Source organism: Pseudoroseomonas sp. WGS1072, from assembly GCF_049340465.1.
In the GTDB taxonomy this organism is placed as follows: domain Bacteria; phylum Pseudomonadota; class Alphaproteobacteria; order Acetobacterales; family Acetobacteraceae; genus Pseudoroseomonas.
Genome location: NZ_JBMPSU010000001.1, coordinates 3,588,977 through 3,602,979, shown reverse-complemented (window position 1 = coordinate 3,602,979; position 14,003 = coordinate 3,588,977). Strand labels below are relative to the sequence as shown.

12 protein-coding genes are annotated in these 14,003 nt (G+C 71.6%); 9 read left to right on the top strand and 3 right to left on the bottom strand.

The features are described from left to right. Positions 1-79: 79 nt before the first annotated feature. Together ACF3NH_RS16915 and ACF3NH_RS16910 are read right to left on the bottom strand one after the other, a co-directional pair. A complete protein-coding gene (locus ACF3NH_RS16915; RefSeq protein ID WP_422924343.1) occupies positions 80-1,360 on the bottom strand; it encodes an O-antigen ligase family protein in 1,281 nt (426 codons plus the stop codon). A 117-nt stretch (positions 1,361-1,477) separates the two neighbouring features. Next, positions 1,478-2,242 carry a class II aldolase/adducin family protein gene (locus tag ACF3NH_RS16910; protein WP_422924341.1) on the bottom strand — a complete coding sequence of 255 codons (765 nt, stop codon included), beginning with the start codon at positions 2,240-2,242 and terminating at the stop codon, positions 1,478-1,480. A 236-nt stretch (positions 2,243-2,478) separates the two neighbouring features. Between ACF3NH_RS16910 and ACF3NH_RS16905 the strand changes: the two genes are divergently transcribed. The 9 genes from ACF3NH_RS16905 (at position 2,479) to ACF3NH_RS16865 (ending at position 13,343) form a co-directional block, all read left to right on the top strand. Continuing rightward, positions 2,479-4,665, top strand: a complete 2,187-nt coding sequence (locus ACF3NH_RS16905) for a N,N-dimethylformamidase beta subunit family domain-containing protein (RefSeq protein ID WP_422924339.1) — start codon at positions 2,479-2,481, stop codon at positions 4,663-4,665. Positions 4,666-4,816: 151 nt separating this feature from the next. Continuing rightward, positions 4,817-6,391 carry an ABC transporter substrate-binding protein gene (locus ACF3NH_RS16900; RefSeq protein WP_422924337.1) on the top strand — a complete coding sequence of 525 codons (1,575 nt, stop codon included), beginning with the start codon at positions 4,817-4,819 and terminating at the stop codon, positions 6,389-6,391. Positions 6,392-6,428: 37 nt separating this feature from the next. Continuing rightward, entirely contained in the window at positions 6,429-7,373 is a 945-nt protein-coding gene (locus tag ACF3NH_RS16895; protein WP_198364773.1) for an ABC transporter permease, read from the top strand. Then, on the top strand, positions 7,366-8,274 hold the full coding sequence (locus ACF3NH_RS16890; RefSeq protein WP_422924335.1) for an ABC transporter permease: 909 nt from the start codon (positions 7,366-7,368) through the stop codon (positions 8,272-8,274). Before ACF3NH_RS16895 ends, ACF3NH_RS16890 begins: the two co-directional genes overlap by 8 nt. Beyond that, a complete protein-coding gene (locus ACF3NH_RS16885; RefSeq protein ID WP_422924333.1) occupies positions 8,271-9,248 on the top strand; it encodes an ABC transporter ATP-binding protein in 978 nt (325 codons plus the stop codon). The genes ACF3NH_RS16890 and ACF3NH_RS16885 overlap by 4 nt, the downstream gene beginning before the upstream one ends. Further along, complete coding sequence (locus ACF3NH_RS16880) at positions 9,245-10,261, top strand: ABC transporter ATP-binding protein (protein ID WP_198364776.1); 1,017 nt, start codon at positions 9,245-9,247, stop codon at positions 10,259-10,261. Before ACF3NH_RS16885 ends, ACF3NH_RS16880 begins: the two co-directional genes overlap by 4 nt. Positions 10,262-10,276: 15 nt before the next feature. Further along, positions 10,277-11,302, top strand: a complete 1,026-nt coding sequence (locus ACF3NH_RS16875) for a succinylglutamate desuccinylase/aspartoacylase family protein (protein ID WP_422924331.1) — start codon at positions 10,277-10,279, stop codon at positions 11,300-11,302. A gap of 159 nt (positions 11,303-11,461) precedes the next feature. Then, positions 11,462-12,325 carry a UDP-2,3-diacylglucosamine diphosphatase gene (locus ACF3NH_RS16870; protein WP_198364778.1) on the top strand — a complete coding sequence of 288 codons (864 nt, stop codon included), beginning with the start codon at positions 11,462-11,464 and terminating at the stop codon, positions 12,323-12,325. A gap of 1 nt (position 12,326) precedes the next feature. Further along, on the top strand, positions 12,327-13,343 hold the full coding sequence (locus ACF3NH_RS16865) for a glycosyltransferase family 4 protein (RefSeq protein ID WP_198364779.1): 1,017 nt from the start codon (positions 12,327-12,329) through the stop codon (positions 13,341-13,343). Here the strand turns inward: ACF3NH_RS16865 and ACF3NH_RS16860 are convergent. Continuing rightward, positions 13,328-13,954: a class I SAM-dependent methyltransferase gene (locus ACF3NH_RS16860; RefSeq protein WP_422924328.1), complete on the bottom strand. Its 627-nt coding sequence runs from the start codon at positions 13,952-13,954 to the stop codon at positions 13,328-13,330. The genes ACF3NH_RS16865 and ACF3NH_RS16860 overlap by 16 nt on opposite strands. Positions 13,955-14,003: the final 49 nt, after the last annotated feature.

Here is a 14,003-nt window from a genome sequence, read left to right as displayed (position 1 = left end):
ATCAGCCTACAGGCCGGGGCCAGGGAGGCGAGGGTTGATGGCGCCCCCTCACTTCCCTTTGAAGTTGTGTAATACCTGCTTACGTTTTCGCCCTGGCGGAGGCGGCTCCAGGGAGTCCGCCCGCGCAGGCCAGGGCAAGAGCCGCACTGCACAACCACCAGCTTTGCCAGGCCCCGAAACTCGCCAGAAAGGTGATGAAGGCCGAGCCCAGCGCGCCGGTCATCGCCGCGGCCGCCGGCCCCCGGGCGGCGAAGGCCAGCAGCAGCAGGGCGAGGGCGGCGATCACGACCCCCACCCAGCCGAGTTCCAGCCAGATCTGCAGGGCGCCGTTGTGGGGATGCAGCGGCATCAGCTCGACATGGGGCGCGGCGAACCAGGCGCGCAGCCCGGGCCGCTCGACGCCGAGCCGCGACAGCCGGTCGGACGAGGGGTTGTCCTTGCCGCCGGGCAAGGCGCGCGCGGCCTCCAGCCCCCAGCCCAGCAGCGGCTTCTCCCGCGCCCGCTCCATCCCGAAATCCCAGATCACCAGCCGGTGCACGGCCGAGGGCGGCAGGCTCTGGAAGGAAGGCGGCAGGTGGCGCAGCGCGGGGCCGAGCAGCAGCGGGGTCGCCAGCAGAACCGCCGCCATGCCCAGGCCGAGGAGGCGCGGTGTCCAGGCCGGCGCGCCGGGGCGGAGGCGGCGCTCCAGCGCCGTCAGGGCCACCAGGATCAGCCCCGCGGCGGCCGCCAGCCGGGCGGTGTCGCCACTGACCCAGAGCAGCACGCCGCCCCCAAGGGCCAGGCCGGCCACGCGCCAGCGGCGAGGCAGGGCGGCCGCGGCGACCAGCGGAAGCAGCAGCGCCATGACCGAGGCGGCGGGCTTCAGCCCGAAGGCCAGTTGCGGCGGTATCTCCCGCAGCCCGCGCACGGCGGCACGAAGCCCCGAGCCGGTGAGATGGTCGAGCAGCGCGGCGGCGAGGCCGAGCGCCAGGCCGGCGACGAGCGCCTGGCCGAGCCACGCCCGACGCCCGGGGCTATCCTCGCCCGCCGCGCGATACGCCGCGCCGGCCAGCAGCACGGTGCCGGCGAAGCCCAGCCCGCCCGACAGGGCGCGCCCCGGCTCCGGGGCCCAGAGCGCGGAGGCCGTGCCCCAGAGGCCGAGCGCCAGGCCGGCCCAGAGCGCCGGCCCGCGCGGCCAGGGCCAGCGGCCGGTGGCGCGGCGCGCCTGCACCACGGCGAGGGCCAGCGCCACCAGGGCCAGGGGCGCCATGGCCTTGGATTGCAGCACGGCGACAAAGGGGGCGACGACCAGCGCGGCGGCGAGGGGGGCGGTCGGCGCGCTCCAGGCGAAGGGCGTCCGGCCCGCCGGCGCGCCGCTCATGCGGCCGGGGCCCGGCCGGGCGGGAAGGGGAGGGAGGAGGAGGAGGTCATGCCGCCGCTCCTGCAATCTCCGGGGCGGCGAGGCAAGAGCGGACCGGTGCTTTCTCTGGCGCTTCATCTAGCGGGCGTAGTCGGGTTCCTCGCGGTCGAGGATGCGGCGCCACGCATCGAGGTGCAGCCGGGCGTCCATGCGCTCGCCCCAGGGGCCATGATGATGGCGCCGCAGGCCCTCGGGCAGGCGATGCAGCGGCTGCCCCGTCTGCAGGGCGGTCATCTGATACATGGCGGTACGCTCCGCCATGTAGCATTCGTCGAAGGCATCGGCGACCGTCGGCCCGACCACCGTGACGCCATGGCCGCGCATCACCATGATCGATTTGTCGCCCATCAGGTGGGCGATGCGGTCGCCCTCCTCGTTCACATGCACCGGCTCGTCGCCCTCACGGTCATAGACCATGCGGTCGTTCAGCAGCAGGTTGTTGTGGTGCGACAGGGCGAACTCGGCGTCGCGCAGCAGCGACAGCGCGGTCAGCCAACGTGGATGCACATGCACGACGCAGGCGGCGGCGGGATTCTGCACATGGATGCGGGCATGGATGTGGAAGGCGACCTTGCGCAACTCGCCGCTGCCGCGCAGCACGCGCCCGTCCAGGTCGCAGACGATGAGGTCGCTCGCCTTCAGCTCCTGGAAGAGGTAGCCGCGCGGATTGATGAGGAAGCGCGGCTCCGCCTCGTCCGGCAGCATCAGGCTGTTGTGGTTGCCGATCTGCTCGTTCCAGCCGAGCCGCGCGGCGACGCGGAACACCGCGGCCATGTCGCAGCGCAGCGCCCATTCGCGCTCCTCCGCCGCGCTGCTGGCCAGGGATTGCACCATCGCGCTCATCCGCCCGCTCCGTTCGCCTCGTGCCGCGGCGCAGCTTGCACCGGTCCCGCCGGGAGACCAAGCACTTTCACCGGCCCGTCGCCGACTTCGCTTCCGGGCAAATCGAAGTTCGCGGCCGGCGGAAGGGCTTTGCGGCGGCGGGGCGGCGAGTAGACTTGCCCTTCGTCTCGTCCTGCCGGAGCGAACCGCATGTCCGCATCTCCCCGCCGCGCCGACCAGCCCCGAGGCCACGGCGCATGACGGCGCCACGCGAGCTGCCGATCACCGGCTATCTCGACCGCTTCTCGCGCCGCCCGGGCGAGACCTTCGCGGTCCAGGTGAGCGTCCCCTCCGGCGAGCCCTACCGCGCGCGCCTGCTGCGCGTCATCAGCGGCGATCCGAACCCCGCCGGGCCCGGCCTCCGCTTCGAGGACCTCACGGGCCGGTTCAGCGCCGGCTTCCAGGGCCGGCACCAGCCGGTCCGCTCCGGCTCCTGCGCCGTCATCCCGTCCGGGCCGCGCCGCGGGCCCGGGCCGGTGACCTGGACGGTGCTGGTCTGGGCGGCCGTGCTCCCCGACCGGACCGCGGCGCTGATCAGCGAGGCGCAGGGCGATGTCATGGTGACGCTCGGGCTCGGCGCTCAGGGCGCGGTGGCGCGGTTCCGCCAGGGCGCGACGGTGCGCGAGGTCGCGACCGGCGTGCCGCTGGCCGAGCGCGGCTGGTACCGTCTCTGGCTCAGCCTCGATGCCGATGCCGGCTGCTTCGACCTGGGGCAGGTGCCGCTGGCCGAGGCCTCGGGCGGCGTCGCCGCGCTGCGCGGCGCGCTGGAGGGCTTCCAGCCGTCCGGCGGTGGCGGCCCGGTGGTGATCGCCGCCGAGGACGCGGCGGAGCCCTGCGCGCATTTCACCGGAAAGCTGGAGGAACCGGCGCTGCTGGCCGGGGCGCGGACGAGCTGGCCCGAGCCGCTGCGGCGGCCGGAGCGGGTGCTGGCGCTGTGGGACTTCGCGCGGGGCATTCCCACCCAGAGCGTCAGCGACATCGGCCCGCAGGCCTGCCATGGGAGCCTGCGGAACGTGCCGACGCGCGCCGTGGTGGGCGCGCGCTGGAGCGGCGACGAGATGTGCTGGCGCCATCGGCCGGAGGACTATGCCGCGATCCATTTCCACGCCGACGACCTGGGCGACTGCGGGTGGCGGACCGACTTCCGCTTCACCGTCCCGCCGGATCTGCGCAGCGGCGCCTACGCCCTGCACCTGAGCTGCGGCGCCGGCGAGGACTGGCTGCCCTTCTACGTGCTGCCGCCGCGCGGCGGGCCGACGGCCGACATCGTCTTCCTGGCCTCCACCTTCACCTACCAGGCCTATGCGAACCACGCGCGCGGCAACGCGGATGCCGCCTACCGGGCGCGGGTGGCGGCGTGGGGCGCCTATCCGCACAATCCGGACGACTATCCGGTCTATGGCCGCTCCACCTACAACCGCCACCCGGACCGCAACGGCATCGCCTTCTCCTCCCGGCTGCGGCCGATCCTGACCATGCGTCCCGGCTTCCTCACCTTCAACGACGCGCGCGGCTCCGGCCTGCGGCACTATCCGGCGGACACGCATATCCTCGCCTGGCTGGAGGACAAGGGCTTCTCCTTCGACATCGTCACCGACGAGGATCTGCACGAGGAGGGCGCGGCGCTGCTGGCACCCTACCGCCTGGTGATGACCGGCTCGCATCCCGAGTATCACACGGCGCCGACACTCGACGCCCTGGCGGCCTTCACCGCCGGCGGCGGCCGCATGATGTATCTGGGCGGCAACGGCTTCTACTGGCGCATCGCCTGCGTGCCCGAGCTGCCGGGCATGATCGAGCTGCGCCGCGCCGAGGGCGGCATCCGCGCCTGGGCCGCGGAGCCGGGCGAGTACCACCATCAGCTCGACGGCCAGTATGGCGGGCTCTGGCGCCGCAACCGCCGGCCCCCGCAGGCCCTGGCCGGTGTCGGCTTCTCCGCCCAGGGCCTGTTCGAGGGCACGCGCTACCGGCGCCTTCCGGCCAGCCACGCGCCGGAGCATGCCTGGATCTTCGAGGGTGTCGAGGGAGAGACCTTCGGCGATTACGGGCTTTCGGGCGGCGGCGCCGCGGGCTTCGAGCTGGACCGCGCGGATGCCAGCCTGGGCTCGCCGCCCGGCACGGTCGTGCTGGCGCGCTCGGAGGAGCCGCCGTCCTCCTTCGTCACCGTGCCGGAGGAGCTGCTGTCGCATCTGGCGACGGTCAGCGGCGAGACGCCGGAGGCGCTGAAACGCGGCGAGATCGCCTGGTTCGAGACGCCGGGCGGCGGCGCGGTCTTCGCCGTGGGCTCGATCACCTTCTGCGGCTCGCTCTGGCGGGAGGGTTTCGAAGGGCCGGTCAGCCGGGTGATGGAAAATGTGGTGCGGCGCTTCTCCGCGTCAGGATGATGATTTGACAGGCAAACGGCATCGTTTGCAGGCCGTTCTTGCTGCGATGCGGCAGGAACTGCCCCAGAATGAGGCTTGACGGCCCCAGCCGCTGATTTGAAGCTTCACGGCGAGGCTTCACATCATAACAAGCGAGCGGGGGATCATGCTGATGCAGCGTTCCATCCTGGCGTCCTGCGGGCTGGCGGCGGCCATCGCCCTGCCGCTTTCTCCGGCCGCGGCGGCGCCCTTCTCCTGCCCCAGCCGGGGCGGCGATCTGGTCTTCGGCCAGGAAGCCAATGTGAACAGCCTGGACCAGATGACGTCCAGCACCATCTCCACCCGCAACATCGCGATGAACATCTACGAATCGCTGGTGACGCGCGACGAGAACAACAAGGTCATCGCCGAGCTGGCCGAGAGCGTCGAGGAGGCGCCGGACCGTCTCAGCTACACCTTCAGGCTGCGCCAGGGCATCGGCTTCCACAACGGCAAGCCGATGACCTCGGCCGATGTCGCCGCCTCCTTCGACCGCTACAAGCGCATCGGACTGCAACGCAGCACGCTCGACAACGTGCAGGGCTGGGAGGCGCCGGACGCCGCCACTTTCGTCATCCGGATGGCGCGCGTGCAGCCGACCTTCCTGGAGGCGCTCTCCTCCTTCAGCGTGCCGATCGTCATCATTCCCGCCGAGCACAAGGACGATCCGCCGCAGCAGCTCCGGCCGGTCGGCACCGGCCCCTTCCGCATCGCGGAATTCGTCCCCGGCAGCCATGCGAAGCTGGTGCGGTATGACGGGTACAAGCCGAACACGGCCTATGAGGAGCGCACCGGCTTCGGCGGCTACAAGGCGGCCTGCCTCGACAGCGTGACCTTCCGCATCGTCACCGAGGCTTCGGCCCGCGTCGCTGGGCTGGAGACGGGCGAGTTGCAGGGGGTGGAGGATGTCCCGACAAAATCCGTCGAGGCGCTGAAGAAGGACAGCAACGTCACCATCCTGCCGCTGGAGAACTGGTGGATCCAGATCGCGCTGCCCAACACCGCGCAGGCGCCGACCAGTGACCTGAACTTCCGCAAGGCGGTGCAGGCGGCGATCGGCGCCGAGGACGTGATGGATGCCGCGACCGACGGCAACTACCGGCTCAACGTCGGCTTCCAGTATCCGAACCAGCCGACCTACACGGACGCCGGCAAGGAGACCTACAACATCAGCGACCCCGAGAAGGCCGCGGCGCTGCTGAAGCAGTCCGGCTACAAGGGCGAGCCGATCACCATCCTGACCAATCGCGACTATCCGGCCATGTACAATGCCGCGCTGGTCATGCAGCAGCAACTCCAGGCCGCGGGCATCAACGCGCAGCTCCGCGTGGTGGACTGGCCGACCTCGGTGCAGATGTCGCAGAAGGTCAACAGCACCGAGTGGCACTTCTTCCACAGCGGCTGGGGCACGCAGCCGGCGCTCGGCGCGCTGGCCACGATGCAGTTCCTGGCCTCGCCCGGCGCCAATTACCGCCCGCGCGACGACAAGGGCGATCCGGATGTCGAGGCCGCCTGGCGCGACATGAACGACCTGCCGACCGAGGCCGAGCGCAACGCCGCCTTCGCGCGGATGCAGAAGCTGGTGCTGGAGCGGGCCTATGCCTATCCCTTCGGCTCGCTCACCAAGGTCCAGGCGGTGCGGGCCAACGTGAAGAACTTCAAGCCCTTCCGCATCCCGCGCTTCAGCAACGTCTGGATCGCCAAGTGAGCGGACGCCGCGCCGGGCCGCGCCGGGGCGCCGCGGCATGATCGGCGTCGTGGCGCGGCGGCTGCTCAGCGCGGTGCCGGTGCTCCTCCTGGTCAGCCTCATCACCTTCGGCATGATGCGGCTGATCCCGGGCGATCCGGCCGCCGCCATCGCCGGCCTCTCGGCGACGCCGCAGCAGGTGCAGCAGATCCGCCAGGACCTGGGGCTCGACCAGCCTTTCCTGACGCAGCTGCTCCACTGGTACGGCGGCCTGCTGCAGGGCGATCTGGGCCGCTCGATCCTGCTCGGCCGCGGCGTCTTCGCCTCCGTCATGGAGCGGCTTCCGGTCACGCTCGCGCTCTCCGCCTATGCCCTGGTGCTGACGCTGCTGATCGGCCTGCTGGCGGGCATCCTGGCGGCGCTGAAGCAGAACACGGTGATCGACCAGCTGGCCATGGCCTTCGCCATGATCGGCATCTCGCTGCCGAGCTTCTTCCTCGGCCTGGTCATGATCATCGTCTTCGCGGTGCATCTCGGCTGGCTGCCGACCGGCGGCTACATCCCGCTGACGGAGGACCCCTGGGGCTGGTTCCGCACCTCGACCATGCCGGCCGTCTCGCTGGCGCTGCTGCAGGCGGGGCTGCTCGCCCGCATCACGCGCTCGACCATGCTGGAGGTGATGCGGCAGGACTATATCCGCACGGCGCGCGCCAAGGGGCTGAGCCAGCGCAGCATCATCTTCCGGCACGCGCTGTCCAACGCGATGATCCCGATCACCACCGTCGTCGGTATCATCGTCAGCCTGCTGATCTCGGGCGCCGTGGTGACGGAGGCGATCTTCTCCATCCCCGGCATCGGCCAGCTGCTGACGCAGGCGGTGCTGAACCGGGACTACCCGATGGTGCAGGGCGGGCTGCTGCTGGTCACCGGCTTCCTGGTGCTGGTCAATATCGGCATCGACGTCCTCTATGCCTTCCTGGATCCGAGGGTGCGCTATGAGTGAGACGGGAGCCCTGCCGCTGGAAGTCGATCTCGCCGGGCCGGCGGCGGAGCCGAAGCGCCGCAGCCCGGCCTGGGCTACGCTGCGCCGGCTGTTCCGGCACCGCCTCTTCGTCACCGGCCTGATCCTCTTCGGCATCATCGCGGTGATGGGGGCGCTCGCGCCCTGGATCACCACGGCCAATCCGAACCGGCTGGCGATGCGCAACAAGTTCCTGCCGCCGGGCGGCGACTACATCCTCGGCACCGACAATTTCGGCCGCAGCCTGTGGTCCCGCACCGTCTGGGGGGCGCAGCTCTCCGTCATCATCGGCCTCTCCGTCGTGGCGCTGAACGCAGTCTTTGGCACGCTGATCGGCGCGCTGGCCGGCTATTTCCGCCGCGTCGACAATCTCCTGATGCGCATCAACGACGCGTTGATGGCCTTTCCCGCCATCCTGCTCGCCATCGGCGTCACCGCCATGCTGGGGCCCTCCACCCTCAACGTCATCCTGGCGCTGGGCATCGTCTATGTCCCGCGCACGGCGCGCATCGTCCGCGCCTCGGTCATCGTGCTGCGGGAGATGGAGTATGTGCAGGCGGCGGTGGCGGCGGGCGCCGGGCACTGGCGCATCCTGCGGCATCACATCCTGCCGAACGCCATGGCGCCGATGATCGTGCAGCTCTCCTTCCTCTTCGCCTATGCCGTGCTCTCGGAGGCGACGCTCTCCTTCCTCGGCCTCGGCGCCGTGCCGCCGACGCCGACCTGGGGCAACATCATGGCCGAGGGGCGGGACTTCATGCGCGACGCGCCCTGGATCATCTGCATCCCCGGCGTGGCGCTGATGATCACCGTGCTCGGTCTCAACATGCTGGGCGACGGGCTGCGCGACGTGCTCGACCCCCGGCTCAGGATCCAGCAATGAGCCTCCTTGAGATCAGCAACCTCACCACCGCCTTCGCCACCGAGCGCGGCGAGGTGACGGCGATCGAGGATGTCTCCTTCTCCCTGGAGGAGGGTGAGATCCTCGGCATCGTCGGCGAGTCCGGCAGCGGCAAGAGCGTCACCGCGCTGACCGTGATGGGGCTGCTGCCGCGCCCGCCGGCGCGCATCGTCTCCGGCTCCGTGCGCTTCGCCGGGCAGGAGCTGACCGGCCTGTCGGAGCGGCAGATGCAGAAGGTGCGCGGCCCCGGCATCGCGATGATCTTCCAGGAGCCGATGACCTCGCTGAACCCGGTCTTCCGCATCGGCGAGCAGATCATGGAGACGATCCGCGCGCATGAGCGCCTCTCGCCCCGGGCGCTCCGCGACCGCGCGCTGAGGATGCTGGAGAAGGTCGGCATCCCCTCCGCCGCGCGGCGGATGGACGACTATCCGCATCAGCTCTCGGGCGGGCAGCGGCAGCGCGTGATGATCGCCATGGCGCTGGCCTGCAACCCGAAGCTGCTGATCGCCGACGAGCCGACGACGGCGCTCGACGTGACCATCCAGGCCCAGATCCTCGACCTGCTGATGGATCTGCGCGACGAGTTCGGCATGGCCATCATGATCATCACGCACAACATGGGCGTGGTGGCGGAGACCGCGGACCGGGTCATGGTGATGTATGCCGGCCGCATCGTCGAGCAGTCGCCGGTGACGACGCTCTTCGACCGGCCGCTGCATCCCTATACGCGCGGCCTGCTCGACTGCGTGCCCTCGCTGGAGCAGGACAGGCCCCGGCTGGTCGCGATCCCCGGCAGCCTGCCCGAGCCGGCGCGGCGCCCGAGCGGATGCCGCTTCCGCCCGCGCTGCGGCCATGCGGTGGCCGCCTGCGCCGAGGCCATCCCGCCGCTCGCCGATTATGCGCCCTCGCACCGCGCCGCCTGTATCCGGGTGCCGGAGATCGCCGCCCCATGAGCCTCGCCACCCACCCCTCCGCGGCGACGCGGCCGCTGGTCGAGGCCGCCGGACTGTCCAAGCACTTCCCCCTCAGTGGCGGCTGGCTCGGCCGGCCGACCGGCCTGCTGCGCGCCGTGGACGAGGTCTCGCTCCGCATCATGCCAGGCGAGACCCTGGGCCTGGTCGGCGAGTCCGGCTGCGGCAAGTCCACCCTCGGCCGGCTGCTGATCCGGCTGATGGAGCCCTCCGACGGCCAGGTTCTCTTCGACGGCGCGGATATCAGCGGCCTGCCGCCGCGCGTGCTGCGCGAGAAGCGCCGCTCCATGCAGATCGTCTTCCAGGACCCCTATGGCGCGCTGAACCCGCGCATGACGGTGGAGGACATCGTCATGGAGCCGCTTCTGATCCACGGCGCGAAGGCCGATGCGGCGGCGCGGGCGCGGGTGGGGGAGATGCTGGAGAAGGTCGGCCTGCCGGCCCGCGCGGCGCTGCGCTACCCGCACGAGTTCTCCGGCGGGCAGCGGCAGCGCGTCGGCATCGCCCGCGCCCTGGTGCTGAACCCGAGCTTCATCGTCTGCGACGAGGCGGTCTCGGCGCTGGATGTCTCGGTGCAGGCGCAGATCGTCAATCTGCTGCAGGACCTGCAGCGCGAGATGGGGCTGACCTACCTGTTCATCGCGCATGACCTCTCGGTGGTGCGGCATATCTCGGACCGGGTGGCGGTGATGTACCTCGGCCGCGTCGTCGAACTGGCGCCGAAGGCCGCGATCTATGACACGCCGCTGCATCCCTATACCCAGGCGCTGATCGCCGCCGTGCCGACGCCGCATCCGGCCGGCCGCGCCGCCCGCCGGGCCGGGCGGGCGAAGGTCTCCGGGGACCTGCCGAGCCCGATCAACCCGCCGCCCGGCTGCCGCTTCCACACGCGATGCCCGCACGTCATGGCGGTCTGCCGGCAGGTGTCGCCGCCGCTGGCCGAGATCCGGCCGGGGCATTTCGCCGCCTGCCACCTGCACGCACCGACGCACTGACCTCCCGGGGGAAGCATGTCCGAGACCAGAAAGAGTCGCGTTCTCTGCGATGTGGACTTCGACCGCGACGGGAGGCAGACCGGATTCCTGCGCCTGTTCCACTCCTCGCACGTCTCCGCCTATGGCTTCCTGCCCATCCCGATCGTGGTGCTCCGCAACGGCGAGGGGCCGACGGCGCTCTTCGTCTCGGGCAATCACGGCGACGAGTACGAGGGGCAGCTGGCGCTCTGCGGGCTGGCGCAGTCGCTCGATCCGGAGCGGATCCGCGGCCGCGTCATCATCCTGCCGACGGCGAACTATCCGGCGGCGCTGGCCGGCAACCGCGTCTCGCCGGTGGACAACCTCAACCTCAACCGCATCTTCCCCGGCGATCCCGATGGCAGCGTCACCGAGCAGATCGCCTACTTCATCAGCAGCGAGTTGATCCCGCGCGCCGATCTGGTCTGCGATCTGCACTCCGGCGGCTCCTCGCTGCTCTACACGCCCTGCTCCCTGACCAACCACGTCGCCGATCCGGACCTCTTCCGCCGCCAGATCGCCGCGCTCCGGGCCTTCGGCGCGCCGCTCGGCTATGTGCAGGGAAGGGCGCAGGGGCAGGGCGGCAACCTCACCCTGGGCGGTGTCGCCGAGCGGCGCGGCATCGTCACCCTGGGCACCGAGCTGGGCGGCGCCGGCGCCGTCTCGGCCGAGGGCCTGGCCATCGCCCGGCGCGGCGTGCGCAACCTCCTGGTCCATCTCGGCATCCTGCCGGAGACGGAGCGCGAGCCGGCGGAGGAGACGCGGATCTACGGCCTCGGCGGGCAGGACCATTTCGTCTATGCGCCGGAAGGCGGTGTCTTCGAGCCGCTGGCGGAGCCGGGCGAGACGGTGCGGGCCGGCCAGCCGGCGGCGCGCATCCACACGCCCGAGACGCCCTGGGCGCCGCCGGCCGAGGCCGTCTTCGCGCGCGACGGCTTCGTGCTCTGCAAGCGGCAGCCCGGCCGGACCCTGCGCGGCGACTGCCTCTATGTGCTGGGCGGCCCGTTCACGCCATCCGGTTGAACAGCCTGGCCCGTCGGCTACGCAACGATCGTCAACTCCCTGCAACATTGCGGACACGGTACCGTCGCAGCTCTCGGCTAAGGGCTTCCCGCACGCAACGTTCCTGCTCCCCACGGACTCGCCGCGCGGGGGAAGGGGCCAGCTGAAGGGAAGCCGGCCATGGCACCGATCCCCGCCCCGCGCCGCTACCGCGCGATCTTCCTCTCCGACACGCATCTCGGCATGCGGGGCTGCCGCGCCGACCTGCTGCTGGACTTCCTGCGGCAGGTGGAGTGCGAGCAGCTCTACCTGGTGGGCGATATCGTCGATGGATGGCGCCTGCGCCGCTCCTGGTACTGGGACCCGGTGCATGACCAGGTGATCCGCCGCATCCTGGCCATGGCGCGGAGCGGCACCCGCGTCACCTATATCCCCGGCAATCATGACGAGGTCTTCCGCGACTGGGCCGGGCCGGAATTCGTCATCGCCGGCGTCTCGCTGGTGCGCGAGGCGGTGCACGAGGCGGCCGATGGCCGGCGCTTCCTCGTCATGCACGGCGACGAGTTCGACAGCGTGGTGCGCTACGCGACCCTGCTCGCGCATCTGGGCGACTGGGCCTACGACGCCGCGCTGCGCCTGAACCGCTGGTTCAACGCGGTGCGCCGGCGCCTCGGCTATCCCTACTGGTCGCTGTCGCAATGGCTGAAGCTTCAGGTGAAGGAAGCGGTCAAGGCGATCGATCGGTTCGAGGAGGCACTGGCCGAGGAGGCGCGGCGGCGCGACCTGGACGGCGTCATCTGCGGTCATATCCACCATGCCGAGATGCGGCAGGTGCACGGCGTCACCTACATGAACGATGGCGACTGGGTGGAGAGCTGCACCGCGCTCGCCGAGCATGCGGACGGGCGCTTCGAGCTGATCGACTGGGCCGCCGAACAGCGGCGGCGCCATGCCGCCCCCGTCGTCTCCCCCGTCGCCGCCCCCGTCGCCCTGATCCCGCCGGCGCCCCATCCCCAGGCCTCCCTGCCGGTGGCCGAGGGCTGAGATGCGCCTGCTGATCGTCTCGGATGCCTGGACGCCGCAGGTGAACGGCGTCGTGCGGACGCTCGGCATGGTCAGCGAGGCGCTGCGGCGGCAGGGGGACGTGGTCGAGGTGATCGGCCCGGATCGCTTTCCCAGCTGGCCCGCGCCGGGCGATCCCGCCATCCGGCTGGCGCTGCTGCCGCGCCGCCGCCTGGCCGGCCTGGCGCGCGCGTTCCGGCCGGATGCGGTGCATATCGCGACGGAGGGGCCGCTGGGCTGGGCCATGCGCGCCCTCTGCCGCCGTTGGGGCTGGTCCTTCACCACCGCCTTCCACACCCGCTTCCCGGACTACCTGCGGGCGCGCTTCGGCCTGTCGCCGCGTCTGTCCTGGCCCCTCCTGCGCCGTTTCCATGCCCCCGCCGCGACCACGATGGTGGCGACCGAGGCCTTGCGCCGCGAGCTGAAGACGCAGGGCTTCCGCCATCTCAGCCACTGGTCGCGCGGGGTGGACACGGCGCTGTTCCGCCCCGGCGCGCGGGACGCCTTCCCCGACCTGCCGCGCCCGATCTTCCTCTGCGCCGGCCGGCTGGCCGCGGAGAAGGGGGTGCGCGACTTCCTCGGCCTGGATCTGCCGGGCAGCAAGCTCGTCGTGGGGGACGGGCCGGAGCGCGCGGCGCTGGAGCAGGGCTTCCCGCGGGCGCGCTTCACCGGCTTCCTGCACCGCGAGGCGCTGGCGGCGGCCTATGCCGCGGCCGATGTGCTGGTGTTTCCCTCCCGCACCGACACCTTCGGCCTGGTGCTGCTCGAGGCGCTGGCCTGCGGCACGCCGGTGGCCGCGCTGCCGCAACCCGGCCCGCTCGCCATCCTGCAGGGCGCCGATGGCGTGGTCGGCGCCGTGGCCGAGGATCTGCGCAGCGCCTGCCTGGCGGCGCTGGGCGCCGACCGCGAGGCCTGCCGGCGCCGGGCGGAGGATTTCTCCTGGTCCGCCAGCGCCCGCCAGTTCCGCGCCCAGCTCGCGCCGTTTCAGGCCGGCGCGTAGCGCCAGACGCTGGCCGGGGGAAAGTTCCTCGGCGTCCAGGCCTCCCGCCGCGCCGACAGGCCGAGCTTGCGCCAGGGCAGCGGCGAGGTGATGCAATAGGTATAGAGCAGGAAGCCGCGCCCCGGCGCCACCGCCTCGACGCTCTCCAGGAAGCGGCGCTGCCGTTCCAGCGGCAGCAGCACCAGGGGAATGCCGCAGATCACCGTCCCGATGCGGCCCCGCGCGGCCTCCGGCAGGGCGCCGCGCAGGTCGAAGGCGTCGCCCTCGATCACCGGCACGCCGGGAAGGGTGGCGCGCAGATGCGTGGCCATGGCGGGAACGATCTCGACCGGCAGCAGCCGGTCGGCCGGCAGGCCTTGCTCCAGCAGGGTCCGGGAGAGCACGCCGGTGCCGGCGCCCAGCTCCACCACATACTCCCCCGGCGCCCAGCGGGTCAGCGCCGCGATGCGCCGGCACAGGCTGGGCGAGGACGGCACCACCGACCCCATCTGCAACGGATTGGCCAGCCAGCGGCGCAGGAAGAGACCGGCCCCGGCCGCGCGGGGCGGCGCTCCGGTGCTCTGGCGGTCCGGCGATCCCGTCGTGGTGGAGAGGGGCAGGGCATCGGTCATCGGCACGTTCCTGTGACAGGCCGAGGTCCGCTTAGCCGCCGATCCGGGA